We start from the raw sequence: 18232 nt of genomic DNA, 5'->3' as shown, positions 1-18232 counted from the left end.
TTTGCTATGAACCACTTGTTTGATATTTTTGCTACCCTTGACCAGTTACCGCCCAACAGTGAAGCGGTACTAGCCACCGTGGTGAGTGTCGAAGGGTCAGCCTATCGGCAACCTGGTGCTAGAATGTTGATTTTAGCCGATGGTCAATCCATAGGCATGGTGAGTGGCGGTTGTCTTGAAAAGCACTTGGTACAGCGAGCCTTTTGGCTAACGCGAGATGGGGCAACGCTCAAAACCTATCATACCGCAACCGATAGCCAGTTATCACAAGATGAGGTGGTCGATGACAGTGATGAGCAAGAAGGCTTTGGGCTTGGCTGTCAAGGCGTCATTCAAGTATTATTTGAACGTCTGATTTTAAATGAACAATCTGTATTATTTGCCTGTTTTCAGCGCTTAAAACAGACAAAACAGCCACAAACACTGGCTACAGTTATCACCTCAAACTCAGATGAGTTTGTGGTTGGACAACATCTGCCCTTGACGCAGTTGTCGCAATTGGGTCAACAAGATTGGCAATTGGTTAATCAAGTCGCTGCCAGCCGTAAAAGTCGCTTTATGCTGCATGTTTATCAAAAACAATCGCAACAACTAAGCATCTTTATAGAAACGCTACAACCACCGCTACAATTATTAATTTTTGGCGCGGGGCAAGATTGTTTACCTTTGATGACCATGGCAAATTTGCAAGGCTGGCAGGTGACGGTGATTGATAGTCGTTTGGATGTGATTGCCCGTTATCGCGGGCAGGGTCACGCCAATTTTGTGCAGATTGCCCTTGATGAGGCTGAGTCTGTGCAGACTTTTTTTGAGTCACCGCAGCCGACCGCTGTGGTGATAATGACCCATAGTCTGAGTCAAGACAGAGTATGGCTCAGCCAAGCCTTTAAAGCCCAAAATTCGCCTTTTTTTATTGGGCAATTAGGGCCGAAATATCGCACTGAGCAGTTGCTTAGTGAGATTGACGATGGTTATCAACTGGTGAAATCTGCTAATTTGTTCTATCCTGTGGGTTTAGCGCTCGGTGGGGATACGCCTGAAGCGGTGGCTTTATCTATCACTGCCCAAATTCAACAGGTATATCATGAGCATCACTCCTAGCAATTTAACCGTGGTGATTTTGGCAGCAGGATTGAGCCAGCGTCTTGGTTTTGCCAAGCAGCTGATTGTAAAAAATCATCAAACTTTGCTGGCTGAAAAAATTCAACTGGCACGCCAATTGCAGCCTCATCAAGTGTTGGTGGTTTTGCCAAAACTTGATAACCCAATATCTAAAGCGTTATACAATGAAGTTGTACCATTTGTCGTCACAGTCGTTGATAACCCCACGCCGCAAACAGGGATGGCGCAATCGATTCAGTATGCAATGACAACATTACAACAACAGTCAGTAAGTGCTACGATGCGGATTTTGTTTTTGACTGTTGACCAAGTGGCGGTAACCCTCGATGATTTGAGGCTATTAAGCCAAAATGTTGAAGACCATCAGCTGATTGTGAGTGAGTATGGTGATAACAATCAACCAATTTGGGGGATTCCCGTCAATTTACCTTGGGGTTTTTTGCAAGCATTTGGGCATCAGTTGCAAGGCGATAAAGGTTTTCGGGCGTTATGGCAACATCAAACCACTATTGTTTCGCCCGCCGATGGTAAGGTTTATCAGCTTTATCCGATACCGCTACCGCATTTAAGCCAAGATATTGATACCTTAGCGCAATTTGAGCAGCTAAAAACAGCCTATCACCTTTTGCCGCCGACCCAACATTTTAATTGAGACAACCTGATGATTTCTGTCAATGAACTAAAACAAGCGATTAATGAGCGCCTAGAGAATTATTTAACGTCGCGTCCGGGCGAGGTAAAGACGATAACAGTGGGTTTGTTAGACGCGCAAAACCACATTTTAGCCCAAGATATTGCCGCATCCTTTGATATTCCCCGCCAAAATCTATCATCCATGGACGGTTTTGCGATTGCTACGGGTAGCCATCTTGACCACGATAGCCAACTTGAAATCATCGGTGAATCGGGGGCAGGTAAACCTTTTAATGGTCGTTTGCGACCCAATCAGGGCGTGCGAATTTTTACCGGCGCGGTGGTGCCAAATGACTGCGACACGGTGGTGATGCAGGAAGACACCAACCTTAGCGACATTCAGCACAGTTTGGATAACAGCCAAGCCTATCACATTCGCTTGACCCAAACCGCTAAGGTGGGCGCAAATATTCGCCGCCAAGGCGAGGAAGTGCAAGCAGGCGAAACTGTTTTAACGATTGGTAAACGCCTAAACCCCACCGATATTAGCTTACTTGCCAATTTAGGCGTGGATAGCGTGCAGGTATTTCAGCCACTCACGGTTGGTATTATTGCCACCGGCGATGAGCTGGTCGACGTGGGACAGCCGCTGGCAACGCTTGCCCAAATTTATAATTCCAACACGCCCACGCTAAAAGCGTTATTAAAGCAGTTGCCGATTGCGATTCAAGATTATGGCATTGTCCCTGACAACCTTGAGACCACTCGACGCACTGTTCAGCAAGCGATAGCCGAATGTGATGTGATTATTTCTACGGCGGGTGTATCGGTGGGCGATTATGATTTTTTAACCCAAGTCATTCAGGCGCTCGGCAAAATTCACCATTACAAAGTGGCGATGAAACCAGGTAAACCTTTTATATTTGGGGAGTTTGAGCAAGATAAAAAAACGGTCATGTATTTTGGGTTACCTGGCAATCCGCTATCTACCGTGGTGTGCTGCCTTAATTTTGTCAAACCTGCGCTATGGCAACTATCGGGCGTGATACAATCAGACATCCCAAAACCGCTGCAACTGTTTGCCAAAACTACACATGACATAAAAAAGCGAGCAGGACGCCAAGATTATCAGCGAGCGGTTTTTTGCCAAAATGAAGACGGCAGTTTTAGCGTAACCCCTTTATCTGCCCAAGACTCCCACCGTGTAAAACAGCTTAGCCACGCCAATTGCTTGCTTGTATTACCCCAAGACAATGCAGGGGTAAAAGCAGGCGAAATAGTGACAGTGCAGCCGTTTAGTTGGAACTTTAGCTAACGATGACTTCGCAACATTCTTCATTAAATTTGGTGGACAATTTTCATCGCCAGTTAAGTTATTTACGCCTGTCGATTACCGATTTTTGCAACTTTCGCTGTCATTACTGTCTGCCCGATGGCTATACTGCCAACGCGGGTAAACGCCCTGACAACGAGCTTTCTGTATCCGAAATCGATGTTTTAATACAAGCCTTTGCCAAACTAGGTACCACTAAAGTGCGGCTGACGGGGGGTGAGCCATCGATTCGACAAGATTTACCGCGCATCATCGAACTTGCCAAACAGACCCAAGGCATCCAAACAGTGGCGGTTAGCTCCAATGGCTATCGGCTTGCCAAGCATTTATCCGCCTGGCAAACAGCAGGGCTAAATCAGCTTAACATCAGTATCGACAGCTTTGACCCCGCCATTTTTAAACAAATCACCGGCTTTGATATATTGCCAACGCTGTTAAAAGACATCGATACATTGCTAGCAACCACCGATATTAAGCTAAAACTCAACGGTATTTTGATGGCAGACACCGCCTTTGATAACTTGCAATCTGTGTTAAGTTTTGTCAAAAACCGCCCTGTCACTTACCGTTTTATTGAGTTTATGCAAACCTCGGATAATAAAGCTTTGTTTTTTGCCCAACATAGCAGTGGTCAGCGTATCAAAGATTTTTTGTTACAAAATGGTTGGCAATCCCAACGTCGAGCAAGCGATGCAGGCCCTGCGATTGAATATCGCCATGCCGATTATGTCGGCGGCATTGGGCTGATTGAGCCTTATGCCCCGCAGTTCTGCGACAGTTGTAACCGCCTGCGAGTGAGTAGCCAAGGCAAAGTACATTTGTGTTTATTTGATAATGGCAGTTATGATGTGCGAGGGTTTTTGGCAAATGGCGATGTCGATGGATTGGTTCATGCCTTGCAAAGCTTAATGCCAATTAAGCCCGAGCATCATTTACTCAAGCAAAATGACAGTGGTATCATGGCGAATTTGTCGATGATTGGCGGCTAATCGATGGCAGGTTTTTTTAAAATATAAAATAGGCAAATTTAAGAAAAATTTACTCATTCAAGCGCAGCTTGATAAGCGTATACGTTTATGTAATTTTGTGCCACATTTGAGGGGTGAAAATCCAAGACATGACAACACAATTAACTCCCTTAGACCTGACGCATTTAGACGCACACGGCGATATCGCCATGGTCGATGTATCGGGCAAAACGATAACCCAACGCACCGCCACCGCCGTAGGGCAAGTCATTTTCCCTAGCGACAGTTACCAAGTGATAAAATCCGCCGACGGCATTACCAAAAAAGGCTCAATCACCCAGACCGCGCACATCGCAGGGGTCATGGCAAGCAAACGCACCCACGAGCTGATTCCGCTTTGCCACCAGCTGCCACTCGATGGGGTGAAAATCGGCTTTGAGTATGATGATAACAACTGCTCAATCCACGTCACTGCCACTGTCAAAGTCACCCACAAAACAGGCGTGGAAATGGAAGCCTTAACCGCTGTGTCGGTGGCTTGCCTAACGATTTACGACATGACCAAAGCATTATCTCACGACATCACCATTAGCGATATCAAGCTACTCACCAAAACAGGGGGCAAATCCGACTATGCCAACACCTAGCACGTCTGAGAAAAATTTAGCCATCTTATACTTTGCAAGCCTTGCTGAACAAGCAGGGAAAGACGAAGAAACGATCCGCTTTGACGGTGATAACTTGACCGAGCTTTACCAAACGTTAAGCGCACACTACGGGTTTAAACTCGCCCAAACCAAACTTGCTGTGGCAATCAATCACCATATTACCAACTGGCAAACGCCGCTTCAAGATGGTGATATCGTCGCCTTTATTCCGCCTGTGGCAGGTGGTTGAATATCACGTACGCCCTTTAAACAATATAGAGAAAACCATGAATGCATTGCATAAAGGCTCATCCACCATTAGCATCAGTGAAGACCAAGCCTACCAAACCGTGATTACTAGCGGCTTTGCGTTAATTGACCGAGCCATTGACGACAGACGGCTTAAACACACCTTAATGAGCGATACTTGCGGGGCGTTAGCGACATTTGAAGGCTGGGTACGTAATCACAATAACGCTCGCCCTGTTAGCAAACTCACTTATTACGGCTACGAGCAACTGGCACTCAATCAAGGCAAAAAACTGGTTGAACAAGCCAAAGCCCAGTTTGATATCGAAAACGCCATTGCCATGCACCGTATTGGCGACCTTGCGATTGGTGAGATGGCGGTGTGGATTGGGGTGGTGGCTGCCCACCGTTATCCTGCATTTGATGCGTGTCGTTGGCTACTGGATGCGATTAAAGCGGATATTCCTGTGTGGAAACAAGAATTTTATGCCGACAGCACTGAGAGTCTGTGGCTTTCTAATAATGGTTAACAAGCAATGACAACTACCCTATTAAGCGTGCTGTTTTTTATTTCTGCCTTGCTCTATTCATCAGTCGGGCATGGCGGTGCATCGGGCTATCTTGCGATGATGGGGTTAGTCGGCGTTGCGCCAAGTATGATGAAACCTACTGCGCTATGTCTTAATATTTTGGTGTCCATCATTGCATTTTGGCGATTTTATTCCGCAAAAAACTTTTCTTGGCAAATTTTTATTCCTCTTGCCATTGCCGCGGTACCGATGGCGTTTATCGGGGGAATGACCCATTTACCCAGTCATTTATATAAGCCGATTGTTGGGATGGTACTGATTTTTTCGGCTATTTATTCATTTATCTTTGCCAAAAAACTCACCAGCGAGCAACCATTAAAACAGGTGTCAAAATGGATTTTGGCAATCGTGGGGGCGGTTTTAGGGTTGCTTTCGGGATTGACGGGGGTGGGTGGTGGTGTGTTTTTAAGTCCAATTTTATTGTTTAACCGTTGGGCAAGCCCTAAAGTTGTCGCAGGTGTAGCGTCGGGGTTTATTTTGGTGAATTCAATTTCAGGCTTGTTTGGTGTGTTATCGACAGGGGCGAAACTGCCAAATCAACTACCAATTTGGCTTGTAGCGGTGTGTGCAGGGGGTTTTATTGGCGCAACTTATGGTAGTAAACGTCTTGCCGACCCCATGCTCAATAAATTATTATCTCTTGTATTAGTCATTGCAGGGCTGAAAATGCTGGCAAATTTTTGACGCTTAGGTAGACTCCAACTGCTGCATCTAGCACCAACCTAAAAAATGTGATGAATTGCAGCATTCACTCATGCCACCCCTTGAGCCATAAAAAAAACCCATTGCAGGAGGTGAGCAATGGGCTGAGGAAAAGCACAAGTAAGTGTGAAAAGTCTGAAAATTTCTGACAATAAACGCGCTTTATCAAAATTTTCCAATCACTGTATGATAGAAAATTGATAAAAAAATTCGCAAATTAATACGTTATGACTGATGAATTGGGTACAAAGTATTCAAATTTCAATAAACCTGACAACAGCAAAATTTGCTAATAGCGAAATAAGTCTTATTGTTATTATTATTTCGTTGTCGGACGTTATGATATCAATAAAAGTCTAAATTTTTGACTGTCTAATTACACCCTGTTACTTTTGAAGTGTTTTTTATACAATGACATATTTAGTAAAAAATACCATAAAATCAATAGGGTAAGCCGGCTTAATTGTTGAAAAGTATGACAAAAACGAGCACTATTGGCAAAACATAATGACATTACTTTGAGAACCGTTATAATTATTTCAACTAAAATTAGCGTTACGCCGCGCCCTACAACAAGAATGAACGAAAAATCCCATGACCGATAAGCCAGTGACCGACGAGACAGCCAACCCCCCTGTTGCCTCGGGCAGTATTTTTAACTTGCCCAACAACTTGACCATTGCGCGCATCGTGATGATTCCGCTGTTTGTGGCGATTGCTTATTGGCCGCCTGCGATGGGGATTGGGCAAAGCGCCATTAGTGACAATGCAATTGCCAATATAGGCATGTATCAGTTTAGCGATAGTCTACTACGCCACTTTTTATTGACGGCTGTATTTATTTTGGCGGCAATTACTGATTGGTTAGATGGCTACTTTGCCCGCAAGCTCAATATGACATCGGCATTTGGGCGGTTTCTTGACCCTGTGGCGGATAAATTGATGGTTGCTGCCGCGCTAATTATTTTGGTACAGTGGCATCCTGACATTGTCATGGCGATTTCAGCGATTGTTATCATCTCACGCGAGATTGCCGTCTCAGCCTTGCGTGAGTGGATGGCAGAGCTGGGCAATCGTACGAGCGTTGCTGTGTCATATGTCGGCAAGATGAAAACCACTTTTCAAATGGTGGCAATTACGGTGTTACTGCTCAATTGGGAGTCGCTTGAGATGACGGGGTATTTACTATTGGTCATTTCAGTGGTGTTGACGTTATGGTCAATGTTTATTTATCTAAAAGCGGCATGGCCCTATCTAAAACAGCCTTAATTGATAACTTTAAAAAAAGCTAATGACTTTAAAAAAATTGGTTACTGTCACACAACTGTGAATTCAAAATTTACCATAAAAAACCCCAGTTAAAAAACTGGGGTGATATTTTTTTAAAGCCAATAATTAAAACGTCACGGCATGGTTTTCACCCAGATTTTCTGCAGTTTTTCCTTCTTGGGCAGCGGCGGCTACCATTTTAAACATATCCACCACTGTGTTACCGCTTAACCAATACTGCGCACCGTTACATTCAATGCAAATCACTTGCACATTAGGATCTTCTTTACCTTTTTCATAGAACGCTGCATAAATTGGGCTCCAAAGCTCATCTAGTTTGGCTTTGTCATTAACCAGCTTAGCCGTACCGTTAATAGATACAAAGTCTTTTTGGTCGCTTGAGGTATAAGATAAATTGACTTGTGGGTTTTTTTCCAAGTCTTTGACAGTTTCTGATTTGCGATCGCCGATGAACCAAATTTTACCATTTTCTAATTCATTTTTGTTGGTGGTCATTGGGCACGCATGTAAATGTTTTTCGTCTGCAGTAATGGTGGTCATCATTGCATATTTGACGCCTTTAATCACTTTATTAATATTTTCAATATGTTGCTCTTTGGTAAGATCTGCCATGAGAGGGTCCTTGTTATTATATGGTTATTATACGTCTCGAATTTAATGCTAATAAATTTATTGCTAACTGGTTAAAAATTTACGTTAAAACTGGGTTAAAGTCGTTAACTTAGACAATAATATCGGCTTTTGTTGTTTAAGTCTGTCGAAAAGCTGCAAATAATTGGTATAAAACCGTTAACGATGTTATCGCAAGGTAACGCAATTGAAAGGCACTTTAGAAAAAAGACGGTTGGACAACACAGTCTATCCCCATCAAGACAAGTGATACGCCCGTGGGTTTAATGCTATAATAGCCGCAAACTTTTCTGTTATTTTCCCAACTTTTCCCAAAGCAAGCGGAACTTTCTATGACTATCATCGCTGGACACCCATTTTTAACCGATTTTCAAACCACCAAACTGCTAAATTCCCTTAGCCAAAAAACCAATCTCAAAATCACTCACTTAAAAAGCCAGCAAGTTTATATTTTTTCTAAAGATTTGGCAGAACACGATTATAAGAAAGCAGTAGATTTGCTCAATCACGGTGACGAAATCGCGCTTAATCAAAATCAAGCAAGCCAAGATGACAATAAAGAGGCGCTGCAAATCATCGTCAGCCCACGTTTTGGTACGATTAGCCCTTGGGCAAGTAAAGCGACGGATATTTTTAACAATTGTGAGATAGCTATTGACCGTGTTGAGCGCTTGGTGGTGTATACGCTCATCGGCGAAAATTTGCCTGAAAAGCTACCGCATGATATCGAGATGATGTTGTACGACCGCATGACCCAAAGCCTATTTTATGACTTGGCAAAGGCTCAGCACTTATTCGATGACCACGAGCCAGCACCGCTCAACCATGTCGATGTGATGGGCAAAGGGCGTGAAGCGTTAGAGTCGGCGAACCGTGAGTTTGGGTTTGCGTTATCGAGCCAAGATATTGACTACTTGATGAATGCCTACGTCAATGAACTCAAACGCAATCCCACCGATGTTGAGCTCATGATGTTTGCCCAAGCCAACTCGGAGCATTGCCGCCACAAGATTTTTAATGCGCAATGGACGATTGATGGCGAAGTACAGCCAAAATCCCTGTTTGGCATGATTAAAAATACCTTCGAGCAAAATCCCAACGACATTTTATCCGCCTATAAAGACAATGCCGCGGTGGTAAAAGGGCATGAAGGGCAGCGTTTTTATCCGCTATTAAACAGCGACAACAAGCATTTGGAATACGATTTTCATCAAGAGCCGATTGATATCTTGATGAAAGTCGAAACCCACAATCACCCAACGGCGATTGCACCCTATGCAGGCGCGGCAACAGGCTCTGGCGGGGAAATCCGTGACGAGGGCGCGACAGGTCGTGGCGGTAAACCCAAAGCAGGCTTGGCAGGATTCCATGTGTCGCATTTGCAGCTGCCTGATATGCCAGAAAAATGGGAGCACAGCGGAAAAATCTCGACGGCTGACTACGGCAAGCCAGCGCGTATGGCGTCTGCATTAGAAATCATGACCCAAGCGCCGCTTGGTAGTGCGGCGTTTTCCAATGAATTTGGTCGTCCAAATCTAGTCGGTTATTTTCGCTCATTTCAATTGGATACCTCAAAAGACCAAGATGGTAGCCAAATGCGGGGCTATCACAAACCTATTATGATTGCCGGTGGTTACGGTAATATCAAACGCAATTTGGTGGAAAAAAATCCGATTCAGCAAGGCGATTTGCTCATTGTGCTAGGGGGTCCTGCCATGCAAATCGGCTTGGGCGGTGGCGCGGCAAGTTCGGTGGATAGTGGTGAGCTTGATGAAGGCCTGGATTTTGCGTCAGTGCAACGTGACAATGCCGAGATGGAACGCCGCTGTCAAGAAGTCATTGACCGCTGTTGGGCGATGGCAGGAAATCAGCCAGATGAAGATAACAATCCGATTGTGTCGATTCATGACGTGGGGGCAGGGGGTTTGTCAAACGCCATGCCCGAGCTTGTGAATGACCATGAACTTGGTGCTGTGTTAAATTTGCGTAAAGTGCCGTCGCTTGAGCATGGCATGTCGCCAATGGCGATTTGGTCAAATGAAGCCCAAGAGCGTTACGTATTGGCAATCCGTCCACAAAGCCGTGAGCTATTTGATAGTATCTGTGAGCGTGAGCGTTGTCCGTATGCGATTTTGGGTGAAGCGACGGACGTGCGTGAGTTGGTAGTCAATGACCCACTACTCAACACCAAAGGCGACCAACAACCGGTCGATATGCCCCTACAAGTGCTACTCGGTGGCACGCCAAAAATGCAGCGTAGCTTTAGCCGTAGCACGCCAGATTTGACAGCGTTAAATCTTAATAAAGTCGATTTGGCTGAAGCGGTCAAAGACGTCCTGCGTCACCCAACGGTTGCCAGCAAATCTTTCTTAATCAGCATTGGCGATCGTTCCATCACGGGTATGGTAGTACGTGACCAATATGTTGGACGTTACCAAGTGCCAGTGGCGGACTGTGCTGTTACTGCTTCTGCTCTCATCCCTGTCGATGGCAAGCCGATGACAGGCGAGGCCATGAGTATGGGCGAGCGTACCCCAGTTGCTTTGATTAATCCTGCCGCATCTGCTCGCCTTGCTGTTGCTGAAGCCATTACCAATATCGCAGGGGCGAATATCGCCAAGCTATCAGACATTACCTTGTCGGCGAACTGGATGGCAGCCTGTGGTGAAGACAAAGAAGACCAAGCGTTGTTTGATGCGGTGTATACCGTGGGCGAAGCGCTTTGTCCGGCACTGGGCATTGCCATTCCTGTGGGTAAAGACAGCTTGTCGATGCGGGCGAATTGGTCAGATGAGCAAGCAAACAAATCTGTGGTGTCACCCATGTCGCTCATTATCACTGCCTTTGCCCCTGTGCAAGATGTCACCAAAACCTTAACCCCAGAATTGCTAACCAGCTCAGCGCTTGGCGAAACCGCCTTTTATCGCTTAGACTTATCAAAAGGTCAGTTCCGTTTGGGTGGCTCAATCCTTGCCCAAACTCTAAGCCAACTGGGTGATACTTGCCCAGACCTAGATAATCCGCAGGATTTAATCAACTTCTTTGAATTTATTCAGCAAGCCAACAACCAAGGCTTAATCACCGCATATCATGACATTGGTGATGGCGGTTTGCTTGCCACCATTGCTGAGATGCAATTTACCAGTCGTCAAGGCGTAAAATTGGTGTTATCTGATGACAATTTGCTCGGTCAGTTGTTTGCTGAGGAACTCGGTGCGGTGATTCAAGTTAAAACTCATCAGGTGGCTCAATTGCTAGCGCTTGCCGAAACCACAGGCGTCAGCGAGTTGTTAAGCCTAGTCGGTCAAAGCACCGATGAAGACAGTTTACTCATCCAAACAGCCACGCAAAATTTACGTTTTGAGCGTAGCGAGCTTGAGCAAGAATGGAGCAAAGTCAGCTACCATATCGCCAAAAACCGTGACAACCCCGAATGCGTACAACAAGCCTTTGATTTGATTGGTGATAACTCACATCAAGGCTTAATCGCCCAAGCCAATTATGATCTCAACCAAGCGATTGAAGCGCCCTACATCAATAGCCGCAGCGTACAGCCCAAAGTCGCCATTTTGCGTGAGCAAGGCGTGAATGGTCAGCTAGAAATGGCGGCAGGCTTTAAACGCGCAGGGCTAGAAGCCGTCGATGTGCATATGAGTGACTTGCTCAAAGGGCGTGTCAACTTGCGTGACTTTGATGGGCTGGTGGCTTGCGGCGGCTTTAGTTATGGCGATGTGCTTGGCGCTGGCGCTGGTTGGGCAAAATCGGTACTGTTCCATGATGAACTACGCATGCAATTTGTGCGATTCTTTACCCGACCAGAAACCTTCTCGCTTGGCGTGTGTAACGGCTGTCAGATGATGAGCCAGCTTAAAGACTTGATACCAGGCGCAGAGAATTTCCCCCGTTTTATCGCCAATAAATCGGCACGGTTTGAAGCGCGCACGGTGAATGTGAAAATTGAACGTACCAAGTCGGTGCTGTTAAAAGGTATGCAAGAGAGCATTCTACCGATTGCGGTGGCACATGGCGAAGGCTTTGCAACGTTGAGCGATACCGATATCGCAGGGATGAGCGCACATGGGCAAATTGTGATGCGTTATGTGGACAGTCTCGGCACAGCAACCGAGCATTATCCGCTCAATCCAAATGGCTCACCGCAAGGGGTGACAGGGATTTGTAGCACCGATGGGCGTGTGACTTTGATGATGCCACACCCAGAGCGCAATCTGATGGCATATAACCACAGCTGGAAACCTGAAGCTTGGGACAATGACGGAGCGTGGATGCGGATGTTTAGAAATGCTCGGGCATTCTTAAGATAACATTTTGGTTGAGGGTTTTACATAATTTAAATTAGAGCCTTTATATTTTTAAGTTTCCCAAGAGATGAGTTAATGCTAAAAATTCTTATTGTTGGTGCTTTGTACGAGGAATTGAAACCCTTAATGGATAAATTAGGAGTTTTTTCTATAAAAAAACTTCCTAATAATGATGAATATTATTATCTTCAAACTGAAATTTCGGAAAAAAAATTAGAGATATATGCCACCTTTCCACCAGATTATTCAAAAGTTGAATGTGCGTGTCACACTTCAAGAATGATGTCGCAAATTGGGGCTAATATAGCCCTAATGACAGGAATTTGTGCAGGTGATGATAGAAAGGTAAAGCTAGGCGACATCATAGTATCTAAGAAAATCATCGATTATGAAACTGGTAAACAAAAAGGTGATGTTTTTTTACCTGAAATCAAAAGTTTTGAAGTAGCAAATGAATTAAAGCAGTTCCTAAGTCGATTTGTATTTGAGAATCCTAAAATACTCGTTGATGAAAAAGAGGTCAAGGTACACTTTGATACAATAGCAACTGGTACAAAAGTTATTGAACAGGATGATATTTTTAATATACTTGCTTTACAAGATAGAAAAGTGATTGGATTAGACATGGAGGCTTATGCATTCGTAAAAGCCGTATATGGAGTTAACAAAGATTGTTATACTTTTGTAGTTAAAAGTGTATGTGATTATGCAAATAAAGCTAAGAATGATGATGTACATTCACTTTCAACAAAGGCTTCCGCAGAATGGATTTATAGGTTTCTAGAGAAGTTTTTAAACGAAAATAATTTTGCTGATAATTTAGATATTAAACATCAAGTTAAATATGAAAGTTATCTGAACTTTCCCGCATTAACGAATAGTGATAGGAAAGAATGGTTTAAAGTTATTAAATGGAATGACGAATTTGAAGAGTTTTACAATGATATGCTTCAGTATTCAGAGAATGATTCTTCAGGTATGTCATTCTATCCAATTGGAAATGATACATTTATTCTCGAAACACTCTTGGCAATGCACGCATATCAAGCAAGTTATGCCTACAGTATTGTTAATTTAAAGGATGGGGTAGTTCAGAGTAAAATACTAAGTTTTCAAATTCCATATCTAGAAGAAAATGATAACGAAGTTAGTAGTTTTGAAAGCAATGATATATTGTGTGGGTATCCTGTATTTGATGCAAACACAATGGAATTGGAGTTATATCATAAATTTAGAGGTATTGGTGATGGTGTATCTTGTACATATAGACTTGAACAAAATGGTTCAACTCAATTAACACGATTAGTTGTAAATTTGTTTAATGAAGAGTCTTTGGAAAATGAGGATGCAGATATTTTCCTAGAGCCTATAAATATTGATTTGAAAAAATTTGATAAAAAGCTTTTAAGAGTTGATATCCAAAACTAAAAAATTCATGAAACTTCAAAATCTCACCTTTATTGATTTATTCGAAGGCATAGGCGGTTTTCACACCGCCTTGTTTTTTTTAGATAAGCCCCTTTCATCTTTAACTTTCCTAGCCAATACCTACCAATAATTTACAAACAATACACGATAACAAGGGAAAGGTATATGTTATAATGACTTAATCCTACATAGACTAAGTTAAGTTTCATTAACAATTTTTTGTAAGCCCATACAGTTCTTATAATATATCGAGGAAAATCCCATGAATAGCAAACTTTTAGCCACTGCCGCTATCACAGCGTTGTTAGCCACACAATTTGCCAATGCAGAATTAGTCATTTCGCAAAACGGTGAAACGCAAAAAGTTGGTGAAGCCGCAGCTCAACCTGCAGCGGTCACAAAAGCGCCTAAAACCGCCAAAGTAGAAAAAGTTAAGCCAAGCAATAGCACCAGCTACAAACTAGACCCAAACCACGCCAATGTACGTTTTGCGATTGATCACTTCGGTACAACGACCAACCAAGGTGGTTTTTACGGCGTAACGGGTGACTTGAACTACAACCCAGCCAAAAATACAGGCAGCATCAACGTTGACATTCCTGTCAATAACCTTGACACCGGTAACGAACATTTTACCAACCATTTAAAATCAGCTGAATTCTTTAACGCTGAAAAATACCCAACGGCTAATTTTAAATCAACCAAATTCCATTTCAAAAATGGCAAAGTAACGAAAGTTGACGGTAACTTGACGCTATTGGGCAAAACCAACCCAGTTAGCTTAAAAGCCACTAAATTTAATTGCTACAACAGCCCAATGCTGAAAAATGCGCAAGTATGTGGCGGTGATTTTGAGACTACTATTGACCGCACCAAATGGGGCATGGATACCTATGTCAAAATGGGTTTTGCTAAAGACGTCAAACTCAACATCCAAGTTGAAGCAGTACAACAATAAGCTTGCTTAGATTTCCTCGAAAGCCAATGTCCACGCATTGGCTTTTTTACGTTTTTACGATAGATACTTTCACAAATACTGAACTTTGCCAACACTCTTTGCACAGCTTGATGCAATTGATAAGTTAAAATGTTCAAACTCATGCAATTTTTAACGACTAATAATAAGGAAAGTTCATGACAGATAAAACTAACAACTTAGGGACACTTGCTAAACTTGCAGGCATGGCAACCACTGCCATTTTGACCAAAAAAGCCTTGGTTAAAACTTTTAGCTTAGGCGCAAAAGCAGTAAGCAAAGAAATCGTCAAATCTAATTCAATCAACTATAAACTTGACCCGATGCACACCAATGTGCGATTTAGCATTGACCATTTTGGTACCTCAACCAATCATGGTGGGTTTTATGGCTTGGAAGGTGACATGGTATTTGACCCCGACAATCAAACAGGGCAAATTGACCTTGATGTTCCGTTGGAAAAATTGCAAACAGGTCATAAGGAGTTTGATGAACACTTAAAAAGTAAAGACTTTTTTAATGCAGATAAATATCCAACTGCCCACTTTACCTCTACCAAATTTATCTTTAAAAAGGGTAAATTACACCAAATTAAAGGCAATTTAACTTTGCTCAAAAAAACTCGCCCTATTACATTGACAGCGAGCAAATTTAATAGCTATCCAAGTCCGTTACTTATGGCATATGTGTACGGTGGTGATTTTGAAACCACGATTGACCGTACTGATTGGGGGATTGATGGTTATGTCAAAATGGGTGTGAGTAAAAAGGTGAAATTAGTCATTCAAATTGAAGCCGCTCAGCAATGATTTTTTGGTAGATAATGAAGATAATCAAAAAGATCAGCGTTGGCTGGTCTTTTTTTGCTAAGCTGATTGCAAATTTTTAACTATTCAATTTTTAGCTATTCGATTTTTAACTATTCTAAGCCGCTAAGTTGGCTTTAATAAGTCTGCGGTTTGATACAAAACCATACAGCACTATACAAAACGTAAATTTACAGTATCCGCACATAGCTTCATAATTTTCAAAAACCTAAACATTACTTTATTTAATTTATTTTTGAGGAAAACTTATGAAACCATTCAATACCACAGTAAAAAACACCTTATTAGCCGCAGCCTTGGTGGTGGGTTCTGCTAATTTGACCGGTTGTGGTTATAACTCTATGCAAGCGCAAGATGAGCAAATCAACGCCTCATGGTCAGAAGTAGTCAACCAATACCAGCGACGTGCTGACTTGATTCCAAACTTGGTGAAAGTCGTTGAGCGTTATGCCCAGCACGAACAAGCGACCTTAACCCAAGTCACACAAGCTCGTTCTCAAGCGACGACTATCAATGTGAGTGCCGATGTACTCAATGACCCAGCGGCTTTTCAACGCTATCAACAAGCGCAAGATCAATTGGGCAGTGCGTTATCGCGCTTAATGGCAGTGTCAGAGCGCTATCCTGATCTAAAAGCGGACAAACAATTCCAAGAATTGCAAGCACAGCTTGAAGGCACCGAAAACCGCATTACCGTGGCACGTGGTCGTTATATCCAAGATGTTCAAACTTATAACACTACCGTACGCCAATTCCCAACCAATGTCACCGCAAAAGTGTTTGGTATGCATACCCGTCCAAACTTTACCGTAGCCAATGAGGCGCAAATCTCAACTGCACCAACCGTTGATTTTGGCAATAACAATACCAATACCGCAAATGCGGGCGGTCAGCCAGTGCAAAACAATGGGAACACAGCCAATGCCGGTGGTCAGCCTGTCAATAATTCGGCTACCGCAACAGCGAAACCTTAATTCACCATTGTTAATGTTAACTGTATAGTTAAAGTTTGAGAGTTAAGAAGATTTTTTTAAATAGTCTGCTATCAGTCGGTGGCAAGCTCATTGAATAAGATTTGCATAAATTGTCAGACTGATTTTCTAATTTTTTAAAATAGTTGTTGAATTGACGACATCATAATAAAAAAATTGCCTACTTTAAGGAAACACAGGTGTCATTGAATATTGTACAGACACAGCCCAATTTACAGCGCTCCCATAAACAGCCGCAAAAATTGTCGTCTCGTTTGTTAGCCAAGCGGTTGCTATTAAGTACCTTTACTGCACTGACCATGGGCATTGGGCTTGCAATGCCTATGGCTGCCGTTGCAGAAACCGCCACAGCGACAGCCAATTCCGCAACCGTTACCGCTAAGCCCACATTACAAGATCATAGTGTTGAGGACATGGTTGCGATTGCCAAAACCGCACAAACCAATGAAGCGCTCAATGATGCTGTACTCAATAATGATGCAATTAAAGAGACGTTAGGCAATGATGCGCTGCCGATACCAGGTAGCACCCAAGCAACTGGCAATCAGGCAACAGCTACCGCCAATGCCCAAACGACTACGATACCTAAACAGTCAACCCAAGCCCCTGTCGCCGCTGATAAACTAATCCTAAATAACCCTGTCATTGATGAAGCAAAAATTCTATCTGCCAGTGATAAACAAGCGATTGAAACCAAACTGCGTAGTCTTAATGACCGCGGCTTGGCGCAAGCAGCCGTGGTCATTGTACCAACCACCAATGGCGAGGATATTTTTGACTATTCAATGAAGGTCGCCGATCGTTGGAAACTGGGCAAAAAAGACACCGATCAGGGGCTGTTGATGGTTGTGGCCGTCAATGACCGTAAAATGTATATTTTAACGGGCTATGGTCTTGAAGGTACCATTCCAGATGCCGTCGCTAAACGCATTATTAGCGACGATATAACCCCAAGATTTAAACAAGGCGATTATGCCGGGGGTATCACATCGGGGATTAATCGCATTGAAGAACGCTTGACGACCGATCCTGCTATTTTAAAGCAAGCGGATGCCAATCGAGTCAATACCAATAGCAATGCCCAGTCAAATCAAGAGGGCGGTATACCGCTTATTTTCCTAGGCTTTTTTGGCTTTGTCGCTGGCATGATTTTGACCAGTATATTAGGGCGTTTTTTTGGTTCTATTGCTACGGCAGGTGGCATTGTAACGCTTGGTACAATCTTTGGCGCAGGGTTACTGGGTAGTATATTTGTCGCATTTATTGTCTTTTTATTCTTGCTATTTCGAGGTGGCGGTGGTGGTCGCGGGGGTAGAGGTGGCGGTGGAGTTGTCTTCCTACCGGGTGGCGGCTTTGGCGGCGGTGGATTTGGTGGTGGCGGCTTTGGCGGTGGTGGATTTAGTGGCGGCGGTGGCGGCTTTGGCGGCGGCGGCGCTGGGGGCGATTGGTAATGAGTAGTCAGTAATCGGTTAGCTATTGAAACATCAGTTAGAAAATTGTGTTAACTTTACCCCTTATCATCAACT

At 43.5% G+C, this 18232-nt stretch carries 15 protein-coding genes and 1 pseudogene; 15 read left to right on the top strand and 1 reads right to left on the bottom strand.

Features of this window, described 5'->3' with window-relative positions:
- Positions 1-6 precede the first annotated feature (6 nt).
- The 9 genes and pseudogenes from RT422_RS07865 to pgsA all read left to right on the top strand — a co-directional run bounded on the left by RT422_RS07865 (position 7) and on the right by pgsA (position 7513).
- A complete protein-coding gene (locus tag RT422_RS07865; protein ID WP_313421910.1) occupies positions 7-1101 on the top strand; it encodes an XdhC family protein in 1095 nt (364 codons plus the stop codon).
- Positions 1085-1774, top strand: a complete 690-nt coding sequence (locus RT422_RS07860; RefSeq protein WP_313421909.1) for an NTP transferase domain-containing protein — start codon at positions 1085-1087, stop codon at positions 1772-1774. Before RT422_RS07865 ends, RT422_RS07860 begins: the two co-directional genes overlap by 17 nt.
- 9 nt (positions 1775-1783) lie before the next feature.
- Entirely contained in the window at positions 1784-3070 is a 1287-nt protein-coding gene (gene glp / locus RT422_RS07855; RefSeq protein WP_313421908.1) for a gephyrin-like molybdotransferase Glp, read from the top strand.
- Positions 3070-4077 (top strand): annotated as a pseudogene (gene moaA / locus RT422_RS07850) (GTP 3',8-cyclase MoaA); the annotation flags it as partial. The gene glp and the pseudogene moaA, both read left to right, overlap by 1 nt.
- A 128-nt stretch (positions 4078-4205) precedes the next feature.
- The gene (gene moaC / locus RT422_RS07845; RefSeq protein ID WP_128680472.1) at positions 4206-4703 is read left to right on the top strand and encodes a cyclic pyranopterin monophosphate synthase MoaC; all 498 of its coding nucleotides are present in this window, start codon (positions 4206-4208) and stop codon (positions 4701-4703) included.
- On the top strand, positions 4690-4953 hold the full coding sequence (gene moaD, locus RT422_RS07840) for a molybdopterin converting factor subunit 1 (protein WP_065254024.1): 264 nt from the start codon (positions 4690-4692) through the stop codon (positions 4951-4953). The genes moaC and moaD overlap by 14 nt, the downstream gene beginning before the upstream one ends.
- A gap of 37 nt (positions 4954-4990) precedes the next feature.
- Positions 4991-5482: a molybdenum cofactor biosynthesis protein MoaE gene (locus tag RT422_RS07835; RefSeq protein WP_313421905.1), complete on the top strand. Its 492-nt coding sequence runs from the start codon at positions 4991-4993 to the stop codon at positions 5480-5482.
- Between the two features lie 6 nt (positions 5483-5488).
- Positions 5489-6226 (top strand): sulfite exporter TauE/SafE family protein, encoded by a 738-nt coding sequence (locus RT422_RS07830; protein WP_284034926.1) that lies wholly within the window; start codon positions 5489-5491, stop codon positions 6224-6226.
- A gap of 612 nt (positions 6227-6838) precedes the next feature.
- Positions 6839-7513, top strand: coding sequence for a CDP-diacylglycerol--glycerol-3-phosphate 3-phosphatidyltransferase (pgsA, locus tag RT422_RS07825; RefSeq protein ID WP_188874815.1), 675 nt, complete (start codon positions 6839-6841; stop codon positions 7511-7513).
- A gap of 126 nt (positions 7514-7639) precedes the next feature.
- Here pgsA and RT422_RS07820 read toward each other — a convergent pair whose 3' ends face one another.
- Positions 7640-8146, bottom strand: a complete 507-nt coding sequence (locus RT422_RS07820; protein ID WP_284034925.1) for a pyridoxamine 5'-phosphate oxidase family protein — start codon at positions 8144-8146, stop codon at positions 7640-7642.
- A gap of 350 nt (positions 8147-8496) precedes the next feature.
- On the opposite strand from RT422_RS07820, the gene purL reads away from it, so the two are divergent.
- From purL to RT422_RS07790, 6 genes are all read left to right on the top strand, one after another.
- Positions 8497-12486, top strand: a complete 3990-nt coding sequence (gene purL, locus RT422_RS07815; protein ID WP_313421903.1) for a phosphoribosylformylglycinamidine synthase — start codon at positions 8497-8499, stop codon at positions 12484-12486.
- Positions 12487-12558: 72 nt separating this feature from the next.
- Positions 12559-13911 (top strand): hypothetical protein, encoded by a 1353-nt coding sequence (locus tag RT422_RS07810; RefSeq protein ID WP_065254006.1) that lies wholly within the window; start codon positions 12559-12561, stop codon positions 13909-13911.
- A 262-nt stretch (positions 13912-14173) separates the two neighbouring features.
- A complete protein-coding gene (locus RT422_RS07805) occupies positions 14174-14869 on the top strand; it encodes a YceI family protein (protein ID WP_065254005.1) in 696 nt (231 codons plus the stop codon).
- 176 nt (positions 14870-15045) lie between these two features.
- Positions 15046-15696, top strand: a complete 651-nt coding sequence (locus RT422_RS07800; RefSeq protein ID WP_313421900.1) for a YceI family protein — start codon at positions 15046-15048, stop codon at positions 15694-15696.
- Between the two features lie 266 nt (positions 15697-15962).
- Entirely contained in the window at positions 15963-16688 is a 726-nt protein-coding gene (locus RT422_RS07795) for a LemA family protein (RefSeq protein ID WP_050325213.1), read from the top strand.
- A 197-nt stretch (positions 16689-16885) separates the two neighbouring features.
- Positions 16886-18157, top strand: coding sequence for a TPM domain-containing protein (locus RT422_RS07790; RefSeq protein ID WP_313421899.1), 1272 nt, complete (start codon positions 16886-16888; stop codon positions 18155-18157).
- The last annotated feature ends 75 nt before the right edge of the window (positions 18158-18232 follow it).

The organism is Moraxella sp. CTOTU49803 (genome assembly GCF_032097965.1).
GTDB lineage: Bacteria > Pseudomonadota > Gammaproteobacteria > Pseudomonadales > Moraxellaceae > Faucicola > Faucicola tetraodonis.
This window is presented reverse-complemented; position numbering and strand designations above follow the sequence as displayed.

Bases quoted from the DNA above. Each gene is read 5' to 3' on its own strand.
- RT422_RS07865 (WP_313421910.1), top strand. From the start codon at position 7: ATGAACCACTTGTTTGATATTTTTGCTACCCTTGACCAGTTACCGCCC.
- RT422_RS07860 (WP_313421909.1), top strand. From the start codon at position 1,085: ATGAGCATCACTCCTAGCAATTTAACCGTGGTGATTTTGGCAGCAGGA.
- glp (WP_313421908.1), top strand. From the start codon at position 1,784: ATGATTTCTGTCAATGAACTAAAACAAGCGATTAATGAGCGCCTAGAG.
- moaC (WP_128680472.1), top strand. From the start codon at position 4,206: ATGACAACACAATTAACTCCCTTAGACCTGACGCATTTAGACGCACAC.
- moaD (WP_065254024.1), top strand. From the start codon at position 4,690: ATGCCAACACCTAGCACGTCTGAGAAAAATTTAGCCATCTTATACTTT.
- RT422_RS07835 (WP_313421905.1), top strand. From the start codon at position 4,991: ATGAATGCATTGCATAAAGGCTCATCCACCATTAGCATCAGTGAAGAC.
- RT422_RS07830 (WP_284034926.1), top strand. From the start codon at position 5,489: ATGACAACTACCCTATTAAGCGTGCTGTTTTTTATTTCTGCCTTGCTC.
- pgsA (WP_188874815.1), top strand. From the start codon at position 6,839: ATGACCGATAAGCCAGTGACCGACGAGACAGCCAACCCCCCTGTTGCC.
- RT422_RS07820 (WP_284034925.1), bottom strand. From the start codon at position 8,146: ATGGCAGATCTTACCAAAGAGCAACATATTGAAAATATTAATAAAGTG.
- purL (WP_313421903.1), top strand. From the start codon at position 8,497: ATGACTATCATCGCTGGACACCCATTTTTAACCGATTTTCAAACCACC.
- RT422_RS07810 (WP_065254006.1), top strand. From the start codon at position 12,559: ATGCTAAAAATTCTTATTGTTGGTGCTTTGTACGAGGAATTGAAACCC.
- RT422_RS07805 (WP_065254005.1), top strand. From the start codon at position 14,174: ATGAATAGCAAACTTTTAGCCACTGCCGCTATCACAGCGTTGTTAGCC.
- RT422_RS07800 (WP_313421900.1), top strand. From the start codon at position 15,046: ATGACAGATAAAACTAACAACTTAGGGACACTTGCTAAACTTGCAGGC.
- RT422_RS07795 (WP_050325213.1), top strand. From the start codon at position 15,963: ATGAAACCATTCAATACCACAGTAAAAAACACCTTATTAGCCGCAGCC.